Raw genomic sequence first — 15,846 nt, forward strand, 5'->3', positions numbered from 1 at the left:
CCACTTCTCAGCCTGATCGCGCTTAATGATATAGCGATCAAACAAGACCCTAAAATTCAGCAAGTTAAAAGCAAACTGGGTGATTTTTTTCGGTCATTTTTTATGATTTCAAATGCCTGAAGTAGCTTTTTATCGTCCAAAGACACGTCATTATCCACTGTCACTTTTAGTACATGCAGTAGGAAGTTGGAGAAATCGATAATCGAATCAAAACGCTGCTCTTTTGCTTTTTCATCGTTGTCACCAGTGTGATGAATGCGTCGTCTTTCGATAATATCCCGTATAGTCAGCTTTTCGTCTGTATCACGATTAGTTTCTATCGCGCATTTTATTACCTCAAAACTCGCCGGAAATCCTAACCACTGCTCACCAAATAATGCTTTGCGAGCCTCTGAGCTAAAGCTCAGTTGCACATATCGGTTCATATCTGCGCAGGCATCCCATATGGCAGAAAAGCCGTTTCTTGCGGCAGTATCAGCGTTGTAAACTGACATCAAATTCGCTTTCAACACTTCGTGTTTCTCTAGCTGTTCACCACGGTTATTCATGATCTCAAAGTAGTGGTTGAGATCAGTCCCTGTTGGCACCGGAACCCGCAAAATAGTGACGTGCTGGAGTAGATATCGGCAAAAGTTGTTGATGTCGATATTCTCTTTCTCAAAGTAGCGTTCAATAATAGTAAATGCCGCTCGGATTGAGGGTTCTTCAGGATCATTGCTCTGAACCTGTTGAAACAGGTTATTTAGCGTTCGGGCTGATTTAGGACGGCTGTCAAAGTCGAGATTTAGGTGAAGCAGGGATAAATCTTGTTCGCTGCAGCAAGCAACTTTTTTTAAGTATGCGAGCAAAATCGACAGCGTTGTGTACCTTTGCTGTCCATCAATCGTTTCATAGACTATTACGCCTTGGTGTGCGCTATCAGCGCCATCTCGGACATATACCACCAAGCTGCCCAGATAGTATTTCGCGTCTTCCTGTTGCTCTGCATTTTTAAGGGCTTCAGCAGCATCGGCAATGTCCTGAATGAGCTGTTCAATCTCCTGCGCGCCCCAGGCGTAGTTACGCTGATAAATAGGGATAACATAATGGCTATTAGCGCTGAATAACTGTTCGATGGTCAGCAAGGCTAAATCGTTACTCAGTGGCATGTACATCTCCCAGCATCTGAGCGATTGAATTTTCTACGGGTTTGGCATTTTGAAAACGAATGTTTATGCAACGCTTTGGCTGAAAGCGTAGGACTTGTTGTGGGTGGATCGCCTTATCGAGCACTCTCAATAGTCCTCGGGGATCACGCGCATAGCCATCAACACTGTCCATACCGATTTTTTGATATTGCAAGCGCAAGTAGTAACTCCAACAAAAACAGATTATTGCAGCTTGAATTAATTCTTTATCGCCAAACTTATCGTAATAGGCCATCACTGCACACATAAAGAGATTTTTAATATACATATCCCCTTTGCGTAAACTGCCAACGTAACGGGTATGTTTTTTTAAGAAATTGCCAAGCAGCGCGTTGTCACCTTCAAATAGGGTGTGATGCAGGGATTTGTAGTGCTGGATATACTCAAAAAATCGCTTTCCGTTAATTATTAACTGATTAACCTGAAACGGATAAGGTTTATGCTGCTTGTCCCACTTCCTGATAGGGGCGTTATTGTAGTGCTCAACTGCAAAATCCACGGCGAGCAGAGACTGCAGATAGTTGTAATCAGAGGTGGAGAGGTTGACGCCTTTGAACACCTCAAGATTGTGGCGGCTGAACTGAACGCCATAATCGCCATCCAGCCATCGGCGCAGGCGGAACAAATACTCGCCCATAATGAGGGGAAGGTTTGCGGATTCATCATCCGGACTGACACCCTGCTCCCACAGGCTAACGTGATGTAGTCGTTCCGCTTGCTCTGTGGCATCCATCATTTCGCGCAAATGGTATGCCTTTAGCAAGTCATGGGGCGCGAGAGCCTTGCCCCTGGCATTTTGTGAGTCGAAAAATTGAAAGGCTTCGCTCAAATCATCGAGCGTCACTTCGATCAGTTCACACTTGTTACACACGAAGTGAAGTATTGATTTGCGCTCGTTATCATTTAGTCCCACAAGGCGGTTCTCAATGACTTTGGCATTGTGCTCAAGATTATTGATGCTAGTCCTTGAAGCAAAAGATTGTTCCAGCAGAGGCGTTGAAAACTCACCACTCTGATCGAGCACTGAGCAAAGCAAGGTTAAGGTCAGAAGGCGCTGCTGACCATCAACGATATCGAGCTCACCTTCATAAGCGGGATTTAACTTATCCCGATGCAACACCACAGTCCCAAGGTGATAGCTCTGTTTATTTTGGTGGGTTAACACATCATCAATTAATTGATTGACGTGTTTTTGTTGCCATTTGTAGGGGCGCTGGTATGACGGAATAGTGAGGCGCTGCTCTAGCAGCATCCCGGTTTTTTTTACCTGATAGGATACAGTTCCCATGACTACAATGCCTGCTCAACAATCGCATTTGCTGGTTGGAGTTGGGTATTCTGGTTGGCTCGTTGACAAGTTTTTCGCGTATCCCTGAGGATCATTAGCTCATTTCCTTTTTGTTTTAGGCGGATTCAAATTCGAAGATAAACGTTAAGCCGCCCATTATCGTCATGCTAATATTGCCGATAACTGCATGTTCCTCAGACACTGGATCAGTCTGCTGCTTCGCGCGCTCAGATAAGCTAATCGTAGCTAAGTATCTTACCTCAAAGCATTACACGGCCGTTCTCAGATGAGAACTAACGCCGTATTACAAACGCAAACAATAGATGCCGGATGAAAGCTCAGATGTGGCCATGTGTATAGGTGGCAATTTGTGTACGCCATAATCTCCCCACCACATGGCCAATCCTTAGCGTCCTACTTCACCACTTCCATCAGCTTACCGAAGCTATCCACGATGTCATACTTCACGTTTTCTGGAGCAAACTTCTTATTGATCTCATCGAAGAACTTACGGGCACATTTAATCTTGGTAGCTTCAATAGGCCGTAAATCCAGTGACGACATCGAGCCCTTGGTCTCAGCAACGAAATACACATGCTTGACCGAGCCTTCTTTGAAGGAAATGGCCCAATCGGGGTTGTAATCGCCGACAGGGGTTGGGATCAGAAAACCACGTGGCAACTTGGCATATACCACCACATCCTTGCTGGTATCCAACTCTTCGACGAACTTGCGCTCAATCGCAGAGTCGGTAAGCACGTAATCATAGATGTGATTTTGCAATTTATTCCCAGCTTTACTGAGATCCTGTTTGCTCTGACCCGTGGTAAAGATGTCCAAATCAAACTTGTCTTCTAGCGTGTCATAGGCCAGATGCTCGATTATGACATTGGCCTTTTGTTCGTTGACCAAGCGAATGGCTTCGGCAATGAAACTTTCCGGGTTGCTCTTGAATTGGGCGAAGACGTCAGCATTGAGACCTTTTAGAATTTCGGCAACGGTTCGTCTTGTAAGCAAAGTTCCCTCTGATAACTTGCCAATCAAATCGTACTGCACAGCGGAGTGGATGGAAGCGTTGTGCGATTCTGTTTCGGTAACTTTCAGCTCGAAGGCATTACCCTTTTTGAGGTCATCGTAAGTTGCCGTATCAGCCTGCTCGCCACGGTGAATGGTGTATTGTAACGGCGTCACTCGCAACCCAGCATTCTTGTCATTGAGCACCTTGATCGCATTGTTCACTAGCTCAACATCATCAAACAGTACGCTATAGGTAGCTTTACGATTGATTCGCCCCCACAGCGCCTTGAACTCCTGCTTTTCAAAGTTGGCGTTGGTCTGCAGTCTTTTGGGCTTGCGTCCATCTTCTACCAGCATGAGCTGGCTTTCGCTGAATACGCTGTTAATCAGCTGGAATACCTGCTCTGCATAGGGCTGCAGCTCGTCCGGCAATGCCTCTAACGTGCCGTCTTTCTTAGCTTGGTGGTATTTCTCCGTGATATTGCGCTTCTTATCGACGTAGCCGTTCTGGATCAGATAAAACTCAATGTCCGTGGCTTGGTCGTCCGATACCGTAATCGTGCCTTCCTTCGTGTTCAGCATCTTGCCCGTGAAGTAGGCCTTGTCCGCCACACGCGGACGAGCAGACAAGGAGTCACTAATGTCCTTCTGCAAGGCGGTCACGAAGTCCTTGTAACTTTCGCTGGCCACGACTGTCAGTACGTTAATGTAATGAACAATGGACGGGTGATCCATGCGGTCACCATTTTGATTGACGGACAAACGCAGGCCACGCCCGACCTCCTGGCGGCGTGATATGTTGTTATCACTATGCTTGAGCATGCAGATCACAAACACGTTCGGGTTATCCCAGCCTTCACGCAAGGCCGAATGTGAGAAGATAAAACGCACCGGCTCAGCTAATGATAACAACCGCTCCTTGTCTTTGAGGATCAGATCGTAAGCATCTACGTCATCCGACAAGCCCGCATTTTCACCGCGCGCAACGGTCTTGGGATCGGTGAGGCGCTTGCTCTTCTTGTCGATGGAAAAGTAGCCGCTATGCGTCTTATCTGCCGCAATGTGGCGTAGGTATTTAGCATAAGGGGTATCCCCCTGCATAAACCCATTATCAAACGCTTCTTGAAGGTGCTTAGCGTACTCCTCTTCAAAGATTTTTGCGTACTCTCCCTTTTCATCGGCAGCGGAGTAGTCCCGGTACCTGGCTACTTCGTCGATAAAGAACAGCGAGAGAACCTTCACCCCTTTATCAAAGAGCTCCATCTCCTTATCAAAGTGCGCCTTGATCGTCTCCCGGATCTGAATGCGACGCAGCGCTATCTCAGAAATATCTCCAGTCGCATCACCCACCGTCAACTCTATGCCATTGGTAAAGCTCAAGATGTCCGTATTAGCATTGATGTCCGATACCACAAACCCATCGCGGTATTGATCCAGCTCGTTCGATAGCACAAATAGATTGTCACCCTTGCACAGTTTGCGAGTGACGCGCTTGATGTTTCCTCCGCTGAGTTTCTGTTCGAACTCCACAACCGCGACTGGCGGTTTTTTGCTTGAGATTTCGATGGCTTGTAAATAGAGATAGGCACTGGTTCCCGCCAGTCCCTTCACCGAGATACCGCGCACCTCAATCTTCTTCACCAGCTTCTGGTTGTAGGCATCGAGCGCATCCAGACGGTGGATCTTGTTGTGTGTGGTCTTGTGGGTAGCGGAATAGCGCAACACCATCAACGGGTTGAAATTAGCCAAGGAATCCAGCGTCTTGCCCCCCTCCATCCGCTGCGGCTCATCGAGGATCAAGATGGGTCGGTTTGCGCTGATCACATCGATCGGGCGACGTGACTGAAAATCATCAAGCGCTTCATAGATGCGGCGGTTATCTTTGCCGGTGGCGTTAAATGCTTGTACGTTGATCACCATGACATTGATACCGGCATCGGAGGAGAAGCTCTCCAGATGGTGCAACTGCTTAGAGTTGTAAATAAAGAAACGAGCCTTCTTGTGGTAGGTCTCCAGAAAGTGTTCGGCAGTGATTTCCAGCGATTTGGCCACGCCCTCGCGGATAGCAATGCTTGGCACCACTATAACGAACTTGCTCCAGCCGTACTGTTTGTTCAACTCGAAGATCGTCTTGATGTAGCAGTAGGTCTTGCCAGTACCCGTCTCCATCTCGATATCAAGATTTAGCCTGGCGACCTTGGTCTTGACCAAGCTATCCGACAACGGCAGGTTTTGCTGGCGCTGCGCCTGTTGGATATTGTCAAACAAGGCAACCTCGCTGAGGTTTAGCTCAGCATTTTTAAAACCGGTATCTACCGCAAACAGATCACCCATGCCGTTTTTGGTATTACCAGGGTCAAGGCGATAGCTCGTGGCCGAATCAGATGCCGGTGGCTGCCCCTGAAAAATATCTACTACCGCCTGCACGGCGGCAGCCTGATAGGGCTGATGTTTGAATTTAAGTTTCATTGCGCGCGCCCTCAGATACACTTCACTTCGGTGACGGGCGACAAGAGCTTGAAAATCTGCTCGACGTTGATCTTGACCGCGCTGTTATTGAAGCCCGCGTCGCGGAACACCACACGCATCGGCTGCTGCTTGGCTAGTTCCTTCACAAAGGCTTCGTCAATGCTGCCACTGGCGTCGAAGCAGGCTGCAAGCACATTCCCATCGACAAAGAACACGTCCTTACCTTGGATGGACTGCTTGGCAATGGGCAACGCTAGATCGATACCCCAATCCAGCATCACCTGGAATAGCAGGTCTTCGGGAGTGCGGTCGGCCTTAATGTTGTCAACGAACAGGTCGAACTTGGCTTTGTCCAGCGCATCGGGCGCGTAGTAAACGTCGGCCATGTTAGATGTGTCGAGTTTCAGGACACGGAACCCTCCGTCACCGCGCCATCCTTGTGAGTGAATGGCGTGGGCAGCTCGTCGGATGCGCTCCTTAGAGAGATCGGCAATCGTTTTGTAGCCTGCCTCCTGCGCAGGGGATGAATCGAGACAAGGTTCCGGCAATTGAACGAGCACGAACCGCCGTCGCTTTCCATCCTCTGCGTTCAACTGTAATACAGCGTGTGCAGTGGTTGCCGATCCAGCGAAGAAATCCATAACGATGCAGTCATCATCAGCCCCCGTCGTCGCCATTTCGACGAATTTGGCAATCACTGTCTCATCCTTCGGATAATCGAAAATGCCTGAACCCAGTAGCGACGCAAGGCGTTCCGATGCCGATCGTGCCGGCTGATAGAAAACGCTGGGAGGGGTGAGCGAATCTGTTTCATGGAGATAACGCCGAATCATGATGCTGGTGGGCGTAATAAAGCTAACACGCCCTTTTTCAACCAGTCGATTGAATTCGTTCTGATCGAAGCTCCATCCACGATTGCGACGCAGGGGAATCGGCTCACCTGAATTCGGGTTGACGAGTTGGAAGCGCCGTCCTCCTGGTGCCGTGGGATCGTCCTCCTTATACGCTCCCGTGGCATCTATGTACCTAAACCGGCGCAACCCAAAAACAGGCTTTGCCTTCATAGAGCGGAACCACCCTGCCAAATCTCTCGATGCAGACTCGTAATCTGTACCATATTTGCTCTTCAGACGAGCAACTTCAGCTAGCGCTTCCTCCACTCCTTCCTTCCGAATGCTCCAGTTTCGCGGAACCGCATCCCGATTCTTTGCATACACCAAGGCGTATTCATGAGACACGCCGATTTGTTTAGCATCGTTCTTGTTTGCCCCTTCCCAGACCATCTGCGCAATGAAGTTTCCTTCGCCAAATATTTCGCTGCACATTTTCCGAAGGTTGTCGACTTCATTGTCGTCGATCGATATGAATATCACCCCGTCATCCGAAAGAAGGTTGCGAGCGAGACGTAGCCGCGCATAAATCATGCACATCCAGTCCGAGTGAAACCGTCCATTTGTCTCTAGATTCGCAACATAACGGTCTCCGGTCGCATTGACTTGATTGGATTTCATCAAGTAACTCTCAGCATCTGAACTGAAATCATCTTCGTAGATGAAATCCTTGCCAGTGTTGTAAGGCGGATCGATGTAGATCATCTTGACCTTACCGAGGTAGTTCTCCTGCAGCAGCTTTAATGCATCGAGGTTATCGCCTTCGATGAATAGGTTCTTCGTGGTATCGAAATCCACGCTCTCCTCGCGGCAAGGGCGCAGCGTTTTGGCAATCGGCGCGTTGGCCGTAAGCAAGGCTTCACGCTTGCCCGGCCAGTTCAGGTGGTAGCGTTCCTGTGGACCTTCCACAATCGACTCGGCCAACTCTTGCCGCAACTGGTCGAAATCCACTGCCAACTTCACGCTGCCGTCCTCGCCCTTGGCTTCGGTGACGCAGCCAGGAAACAGATCGCGAATGCGGGCGATGTTGTCCTGCGTGAGATTGGGTGAATGCATTTTTAGCTTTTCCATGTTCTTTTCCTCTGGTCGCTATGATTTTTATAGAAAAGGCATAGCGGCTCACAATTCGAATTCGTATTTGCAGGTTCAGTCGCCTTGTTGCCAGTCCTGGCAAAAGTGCGGGCGCAGACTTTCGATGGCGGAGGGCAAGCTGCCCTGGCAGGTCACACCCAAGTAGGTGGCCGCCCGGGTAGTGCCGACGTAAAGGTATTTGTCGAATAGCGCCGGATGCAGTGTGGCAAGCTGGTCAATGCTGACAAAGAACACCGCCTCGAACTCCAGGCCTTTGATGTGCTGGATGTCGAATATGCGCACGTTGCTTTCCTGCCCCACAGCCTGGCCCTCTCGACAAGCAATGACCTGGATGTTGTGCTCGGCTAGGGTGATATTCAGCGCGTCGGCCAACGGAGCAACGTCGTCCTCGGTGTTCACAAAAATGGCGGTGGATGGCAACTGGCCGACAAAGCGCTCAATCTCGCGAATGCGATCAGCCAGCCAACCGACAATGGTTTCTGCGTTGGTCGCGTGCTCCAGCAAGGCCGGCGCAACGCCCATGCTGTCCATATGCGCTGGCAAGCTGGCGTTTTGCTCGGTGCCACCGACAGCGCGGATCATGGCGCGGGCCAAATCGTTCAGTTGCTTGCTCTGCCGATAGGAGACAGTGATCTCCTTGATATCGAAATCGGCGAAAACCCACTTCAAGTCGTCGGCGGAGCGTGCGCCCCAGGTGGTCAGGCGTTGATTGAAGTCGCCACAGGCGAAAAATGAGCGCAGCCGCGGATGCGTCAGCGCCGCCATGCTCGCCAGCTGGATGGGCGAGAAGTCAGTGGCTTCATCCACCAGGATCTGGTTGCAGTAATGCCCCAGAATGGGCTGGAGCGATGACCACGCGGGACTATCTATGTCGCGCTGAACGTTGGGCCGACTGAGCAGGTCGCCTGCGGCGCGCAAGATCGCAAGCAGTACTATGTCCAACTCCAGGGGGTGGATGTCGCGCGCCTCAAAGCCTTCGTGGCGATACCAGGTGTTTGCCGGTTGGCGTTCGCGCCTGAATGCACGGTAGCGCTTCGGGATGCCCTCGAGGTAGCGCTTGACCGGATTAACGAAGCGGCGTGCACTGGCCTGCACCAGAAGACTTGCACCCACCTCAACGCGATCCGCTTCTGTCAGACTACGCTCCCCTAACCACTCGATGATTTTGCCATTGCGAGAGGTTTTGCTGACTGTGCGCTTGGATGCTGCTGCCCGGGCTTGGGCGCGTACCGCTTGCATGTAGGCATTGAGCGCCGAGGTACGGCCTGTGCGGGATGCTGTGATGTCTTCTTCTTCATCGGCATCCGGGTCGTCCTGGTCGTCCTCTTCAGTCGCTTGCCCTTGTTGGAGGCTGTCGATCATGCGGGCCAACTCATCCAGAAAAGCTCGGTTGCGTTTGAGCTGCAGGTTGAGTGCGGCTTTGATCTTGGCGTCCGAGCCTTCCTTCAGGCTGCTGACGAGTGCCTGCACTTTGGCAATCTCCACCGACAGTGAGCCAAACATCGCCGCCAGTGCGCCATCGGCCGCGCGCGACAAGATGTCTTGCAGACGTGCGCCGAGACTTAGGACGTCGGGCGTTTTGGCATCGTGGAGCAGGGTTGCTGCTTCATGCAGTTCCTGCACATAGGCCTTGCGCTGCCATTCATCGAAATCGTCAAACCATTGAATGGGGCGCTCTAGTGCGGCATCGGTCATGCTGGTCAGTCCGTCTTTCAGAACAAAGGTACCGCTACCGGAAGCCCTTCTGAGGACGCCGAATACGTTTCGGGCCAGCTCGCGTCGATAGTCTTGCCACGTTCTGATGCGCTGATCCGAGGCGGGAACACCTTCACGCGCAAATGCTTCCTTGAGGTACTGCTTGAGCAATTCCGTGGGCGTGAACATCAGCCAGTTGTTGGTGTGCGCAATGCCTTGGGCTGAAGCGATTGTTTCAACCAGACGTTGTTCGCCTTCATCCAGGTAGGCGGTGTCGAGTTTTTGGCCGAGGCGGCGGATCAGGGTGGTCGTCTTGCCTGTACCTGGCGGGCCCAGGATCAAAAGACGATTGTCGATAGGGCGACGGAAAATCTCATCTTGATATTGATCGAGGATAGGCTGATCACGCAGTCCCATCTTGGTGATGACGCTGCGGCGAACACCGTCGATGATGTTGGCCTTGACTGACTCCTCGGCCAGCAATTGGCCAAGAATATCTTCGGTGACTTCTTCTCCCGCAACCGCGGTCAGCAGCGCACGCAGCGACTCGATAGTGAACGGCCCAAAATGCTCGGCTTCAACTACGGTGTCGCGTGAATCCCACCCACCGGCAAGCGCATTGGGCCGAAGCTGGGCTCGCTCAAGAACCTCAACGACGGTTCCATTGGGAAGCGTGAACTCTGTGCCTATTGCCAACGAGGCCAAGCGTCCAACCGGTGCGCGGTAGCTGGCCAAATTGGGGAAGCCCGATACCGGCGTCGTGCGGCAGATGTAGTAGGTTTTCTCTTCACCCTCTTCATCGACCACCACAACACGAGCGATGGCAGGCTCCGCCACTAGTACCTGATAGCTTTCACGGTTCTCCTGACCGATCTTATCCAGCCTTTGTATGGCTGAACTGGAAGTCATTGTGTTGATGTTTGCCAGCGCATCGGAACCAGGTGTCCGCCCATCGTACAGTTTACCCTTGGCGGTTTCAGCGATGCTTTCGAGTTGCGCCAACGCTTCATCAGCGAATTGTTCAATGTGTTTCCTTGACTCTTCATTCAGGCTTTGCGTCATGCACTCTCTCTCCCAGTCAATTCTTCAAGTTCATTTTTGAGCCGCCGCAAGTGCGCGTTGATCTCTACTTTGCGGTTGAATTGTTTTTCTTTGGCAAGTCTGCTCGCAGCTTTCTCAACCTCACGCTGCTTGGCTGCAACCAGTTCCACGCGTGAAACCAAGTCAGCGAGAGTTTCTTGTGGGCGCGCAGGCATGGGGATCAGACGGTGAAGCACCTGCTCATACAAGCTGCCCAGGTCGAGTGCTAAGGGCATGGCGGCGCGCTCATAGTCACTCGACAACCAGGCTGTGGCAAAGTAGTCACTCAAGACCCAACGACTGGCGTCTGACTCATTGGGGCGTTTGTATGCAGCGATCACCTTTGTTCGCTCATCAAAGCTCAGCTCGAAGATGACGGGAAACTGCACCGCACCATCGATGCAACGCAAAACGTCCATATTCAGCTCCAATGTCTTGAGCTGAATTGAGAAAATCTGAAGCTCTGGTACTCCCGGCCTGGCGGGCAGGTTGACCGTTTCTGGGGCCAACTTGTATTGCCAGACGATTTGCTCCACCTGCTCGACGAACAAGTCCTTCAGCCTTGTATTAGCGCCGCTGTGTTCGTAGATCTTATTCTTTGGCAGGGTACGACCAAAGACAGCCTGCTTCGGATAGTTAATGAAGGCGGTATTCGACTCAAATCGCGCAGACTGACTCATCCGGCCTCCTGAATCACGAGGAAGGTAATCAGTTCGAAGTCGTCCAGTCCGACGATAGTATTGACCAACGCGGTGGTCTTTCCGCTGCAGAAGAGGCTGTCCAGATCCTTCTCTTCCTTCACCTCGATCATTGAGCGGATGGCCTTGCCAAGCAGGTCCGAATACATCTGCATCTTGCGGCCATCAGCCGTTTCCTTATTGAACAAGAGACAGGCATCTGTAATAGGCTGGGCTTGTCCCTTACAGCATGTGCGAACCAGATCCAGCAAACGTTTGACTTCGGTGTGATCGTGAATGACTTCCCCCTCGCGATTAATGTAGACGAGGTAATAAGGGTGCAGGCGGTTGTGTTGACTGACGTTGACGCTTGGATTCCGGTTGCGTAGCGTGAAGATCACACCCGGGCGCAGGCCCATCTCCGGCTTGGCAGGCACTACGGCGTGCATCCCGCTTGGCACGTTGCTCAATTCGCCATTGACCTTCACATAGTTGAGCAAGTCCATTCGAAAGTCATTGAGCCCGAGATCAGTAATCGACACTCCGGTTTTCAGGTCTTCCAGCTCAATCACTTCCTCTTGCAAACGTCGCAATTGCTCTTTGCGATAAGACACATCGTTGGCTTGGGCGCTCAGCACATTGTCGTCACCGGTGGCGGTGACATCGGCAATCATCATTCGGCTCTCAACCCGTTCCTTCAGGTTGATGTATTCGTCGAGAGAGATGTCTGGCCAGTAGTTAACCAGTTGGATGCTGCTGTTAGGTGAGCCGATGCGATCCACACGGCCGAAGCGCTGGATGATGCGCACGGGATTCCAGTGGATGTCGTAGTTGATGAGGAAGTCGCAGTCCTGCAGATTCTGACCTTCAGAGATACAATCGGTGCCGATCAACAAATCTATCTCTGCCGCCTCATTTGGCAGCACGATGGCTTTATCTTTCGAGTGTGGCGAAAAGAGGGTGAGCAGTTCCTGGAAGTCATAGCTCTTCTTGAGTGTGCTCTTCGGCGCCCCTTTGCCGGTGACTTTCGCACTGTGCAAGGTCTGTGTGGCCAGCAATTCCGGAGCCAAATTGGCATACAGATAGTCAGCGGTGTCGGCGAAGGCGGTGAAGATCAGCACCTTCTTGTTGCCGGGATTCAGCGGTGCTGCGATCTTCTCCAAAACAAGTGTCTTGAGATGCTGCAGTTTGGCATCATCGGCAGCCGTGATCTTGTTCATCGACGTCAGTAAGGCATCAATGATTTCCAGATCAACCTTCAGCTCGTGCTCCCAAGAAGGCAAGTCCATATCGGCGAGGCTGATTTTGACCTTGCCACCGATCTCACTGTCGCCATCGCTTGGCAGGTCGTCGTCCGCGTCGAGGTTTTCTAACTGGTCGGTGAGGTCATTGATTCTGCTGTCAATGCCACTGAGGCCGCCAGTCTCATTGAAAGTGCTGATCTTGGCCAGCATATTCGTGTGGTTCGCACGCAGGGACTTGAGCGTCAAGCGGAAAGACTCAATAGAGCTTTCCAGGCGCTTGAGCAGGTTGGTCGTCATCAATGCCTGCAGGCTCTTTTCGCGGTCGACTTGTTTAAGCTTGCCTTTCCCTGCAACCTGAGTGTCATACATTTCCTCGTACTTCTTGAGCCGACTGGGCAGGATGTAGCTGATCGGCGCGTAAACAGCGAGCTTGAGTAAAGACAACTGCTCGAAAATTTCGTTGAAGCTCATCACATCCGTTCGCTGCGTGAGCGGGCTATGGAACGACAAGGGTTTGCGGCGCTCAGGGAATTGGCCGATTTCCTTGGTATCGTAGAAGGTTTGAATATGCTTGCGCGAACGTGCGATGGTGACGCTATCGAGCAATTCGAAGAAGTCAAAGTCCAACGAATCCAGGATGGCCCGCGCTGTGCGCTCTTCGGATGGAAGCTTTGCCCACGCATTGAAGCTGGCCTGTGCACCACGGAAAATCTCCTCTACCGTCTTGCCGGTACGCAGCTTCTTGCTGAGGTTTTCGGAGTCGCCTTCGTAGGCCAGCGCCAGTTGGTTGCGCAGGTCGTTGAAGCGGTTGTTCACAGGGGTGGCCGAAAGCATCAGTACCTTGGTTTTCACTCCCTCTTTGATAACCTTGTTCATCAGCTTCTGGTAGCGGGTTTCCCTGTCCTTATAGACGTCATTGTTGCGGAAGTTGTGCGACTCGTCGATGACGACGAGGTCGTAGTTGCCCCAGTTGATGCGATTCAGCGGTGTGCCGAACGACTCACCGCTCGTACGGCTGAGGTCGGTATGACAAAGCACCTCGTAGTTGAATCGGTCGCGTGCAAATATGTTGGTCTTGAGGTTGCGGCTGTAGTTCAGCCAGTTGTCCGCCAGCTTCTTAGGACATAACACCAAAACTGACTTGTTGCGCAGTTCGTAATACTTTACCACGGCCAGCGCGGTAAAAGTCTTTCCCAACCCCACGCTGTCGGCCAAGATGCAGCCGCTGTAGCTTTCAAGTTTGTTGATGATCCCGGTGGCAGCATCTTTCTGGTAATTGAAGAGTTTGTTCCAGATGAGCGTGTCTTGATAGCCCGTGCGGTCGTTCGGCAGGACATCCTCATTGATGTCGTCCAGAAACTCATTGAAGATATTGTAGAGCATCAGGAAGTAGATGCTCTCGGGCGAGTTTTCCTGGTAGACGGATGCAATGTGGTCGTAGATCTGCGCCGTTACATCCTCCAGCTTCTCGGGGTCCTGCCAGATCTGGTTAAACAGACTGAGGTAGGTCGCCGTAAATGTCGGCTCGTCCATCTTGTTGACGAAATTGGAGACAGCGTTGCCCTGCTGGTAGCCGAGGTCGACGGCGGTAAAGCCGTGCAGTGGCATGTAGGCAGTATCTGCGGCAGCAGCCTGAATGCAAGTAAACTGCTGCATCGGTGCCTTGCTGCGATTGGACTTGAATGTTGCCTTGCGCCGCATCCAGTCCGCGCACTCTTTTGCAATTGCGCGCTGGGTCAGTTTGTTACGCAGCTGAATTTCGAACTCACTCCCGTACAAGCTCCGTTCGCGGTCAGCCTTCGGTATGTGGAATTCTCTGCGTTCCTTGCGAATCTTGTCTGTAGCCTCGTTAGCGGTAAACGTCGGCGAGGTAAAGATGAATTGCAGCTCGTCGATTTTTTCCAGCTCTGCTTTGAGCGCTTCAAACGCGTACATCGAAAAGCAGGAGGCGGCGATCTTCAGGCGAGCACCAGGTTTGAGCGTCTCCTTTAGGTCGTCTCCGAGTAGACGGTTGATATTGTCGATCAGTTCCATTAATAGTCAGCCTTCTTAGTGGCGCTATAGCCTGGTGCCAGCAAGGCATTTTTTACGCCGTAAATTGCGAGATGATCTTTGAGCCATAACCGGTACTCCGGTCCACGAAGGCAATGATCGAGTGAGCAGTCCACCCGCCAGCGCTGCAACATATAGCCCACCACCGCAGCGCGAACGCGCATCCTGATCGAACCATCTGTCATCCCGTAGTCCATCTTGATAATATCGGGCCGCTCAACGCTCGGGTGCGGCACGAAATCCAGCTCGACGATGCGCGTCCACTGGATGTCGTTATCCTGTCGTTCGTTGGCCTGTGGCTCCTCGTCGAGCAATGTTGGTTCTTCGATGCGGGTGATGACGAAATCCCGAAACTCTCTACTCTTGCGATCAAAGGCTCGGACGTGCCAGCGCAGGCCGGTATCAACCAAGGCAAAGGGCACAATTACCCGCTTGGACTCGCCGCTGCTCATCGAGTGGTAGCGGATGGCGACGGGTCGCTTAGCGTGGATCCCTCGGCAAATCGTGGCTAACACATCCATCTTGGGAATGCTTAGGGGTGCGGGGGATTCGCATGGTAGCAGCGCCTGCATTGAGCCGTTCACGCCATCACCAAAACCGAGAGACAGCGCCGACAGAACGCGCTGCGATGCGTGCTCGAACAACGGAGAGAACTCCTGACCGATGCGATAGATCTTGTTGCTACCATCGAAGGTGATGTTATGCGGTGCAATTTCCCGGTATAAAGCCAAATCGCGTGTCGCCCCTGCCGGAGCCACACCGAAGCGCTCAATCAGATCTGGGCGACCGATCTCACCGAAGAAGTAGAGCCGAAAATCGATGTAGGCCAACCGATCGCGCTGGACCAAACTCAAGTCTTCAAGCCGCTTAGAAGGGGAACTAGGCATGAATCATCATCATAGGGAAAAATGGATATTTAATATGGTAATCCATAAAGTGCCATGATTATCATCAATTTGATGATAATCAATATTAATACTTATTGTAGCAGTAAGAATTTATGTCTTAAACGTAGACAGTCATCGTATAGGCTGATGCTTCTATACCGTTATATTTATGCCATCCAAATATAAAACCTTGCTGCCCAATGACCTATAGCCCCCTCAGGCAATTTGCCCTTATCTACTGTTCTGGTCTGGGGATGAGCGATACCAG

The 15,846-nt window shown here is 51.6% G+C and carries 8 protein-coding genes; all 8 read right to left on the minus strand.

Annotated elements, in window-relative coordinates; all coding sequences use genetic code 11:
* Positions 1-56: 56 nt before the first annotated feature.
* The gene (locus ACDO57_RS18185) at positions 57-1,148 is read right to left on the minus strand and encodes a DUF262 domain-containing protein (protein ID WP_370884371.1); all 1,092 of its coding nucleotides are present in this window, start codon (positions 1,146-1,148) and stop codon (positions 57-59) included.
* Complete coding sequence (locus ACDO57_RS18190; RefSeq protein WP_370884372.1) at positions 1,135-2,475, minus strand: DUF262 domain-containing protein; 1,341 nt, start codon at positions 2,473-2,475, stop codon at positions 1,135-1,137. The genes ACDO57_RS18185 and ACDO57_RS18190 overlap by 14 nt, the downstream gene beginning before the upstream one ends.
* A gap of 414 nt (positions 2,476-2,889) precedes the next feature.
* Positions 2,890-5,961: a type III restriction-modification system endonuclease gene (locus ACDO57_RS18195; RefSeq protein WP_370884373.1), complete on the minus strand. Its 3,072-nt coding sequence runs from the start codon at positions 5,959-5,961 to the stop codon at positions 2,890-2,892.
* An 11-nt stretch (positions 5,962-5,972) separates the two neighbouring features.
* Positions 5,973-7,922, minus strand: a complete 1,950-nt coding sequence (locus ACDO57_RS18200) for a site-specific DNA-methyltransferase (protein ID WP_370884374.1) — start codon at positions 7,920-7,922, stop codon at positions 5,973-5,975.
* 75 nt (positions 7,923-7,997) lie between these two features.
* A complete protein-coding gene (locus ACDO57_RS18205) occupies positions 7,998-10,700 on the minus strand; it encodes an ATP-binding domain-containing protein (protein ID WP_370884375.1) in 2,703 nt (900 codons plus the stop codon).
* The gene (locus tag ACDO57_RS18210) at positions 10,697-11,398 is read right to left on the minus strand and encodes a DUF4391 domain-containing protein (protein WP_370884376.1); all 702 of its coding nucleotides are present in this window, start codon (positions 11,396-11,398) and stop codon (positions 10,697-10,699) included. Before ACDO57_RS18210 ends, ACDO57_RS18205 begins: the two co-directional genes overlap by 4 nt.
* The gene (locus ACDO57_RS18215) at positions 11,395-14,673 is read right to left on the minus strand and encodes a helicase-related protein (protein ID WP_370884377.1); all 3,279 of its coding nucleotides are present in this window, start codon (positions 14,671-14,673) and stop codon (positions 11,395-11,397) included. The genes ACDO57_RS18210 and ACDO57_RS18215 overlap by 4 nt, the downstream gene beginning before the upstream one ends.
* Complete coding sequence (locus ACDO57_RS18220) at positions 14,673-15,578, minus strand: helix-turn-helix transcriptional regulator (protein ID WP_370884378.1); 906 nt, start codon at positions 15,576-15,578, stop codon at positions 14,673-14,675. Before ACDO57_RS18220 ends, ACDO57_RS18215 begins: the two co-directional genes overlap by 1 nt.
* Positions 15,579-15,846 lie beyond the last annotated feature (268 nt).

Source organism: Enterobacter cloacae complex sp. 2015409 (assembly GCF_041365315.1).
Lineage (GTDB): Bacteria > Pseudomonadota > Gammaproteobacteria > Enterobacterales > Enterobacteriaceae > Enterobacter > Enterobacter pseudoroggenkampii.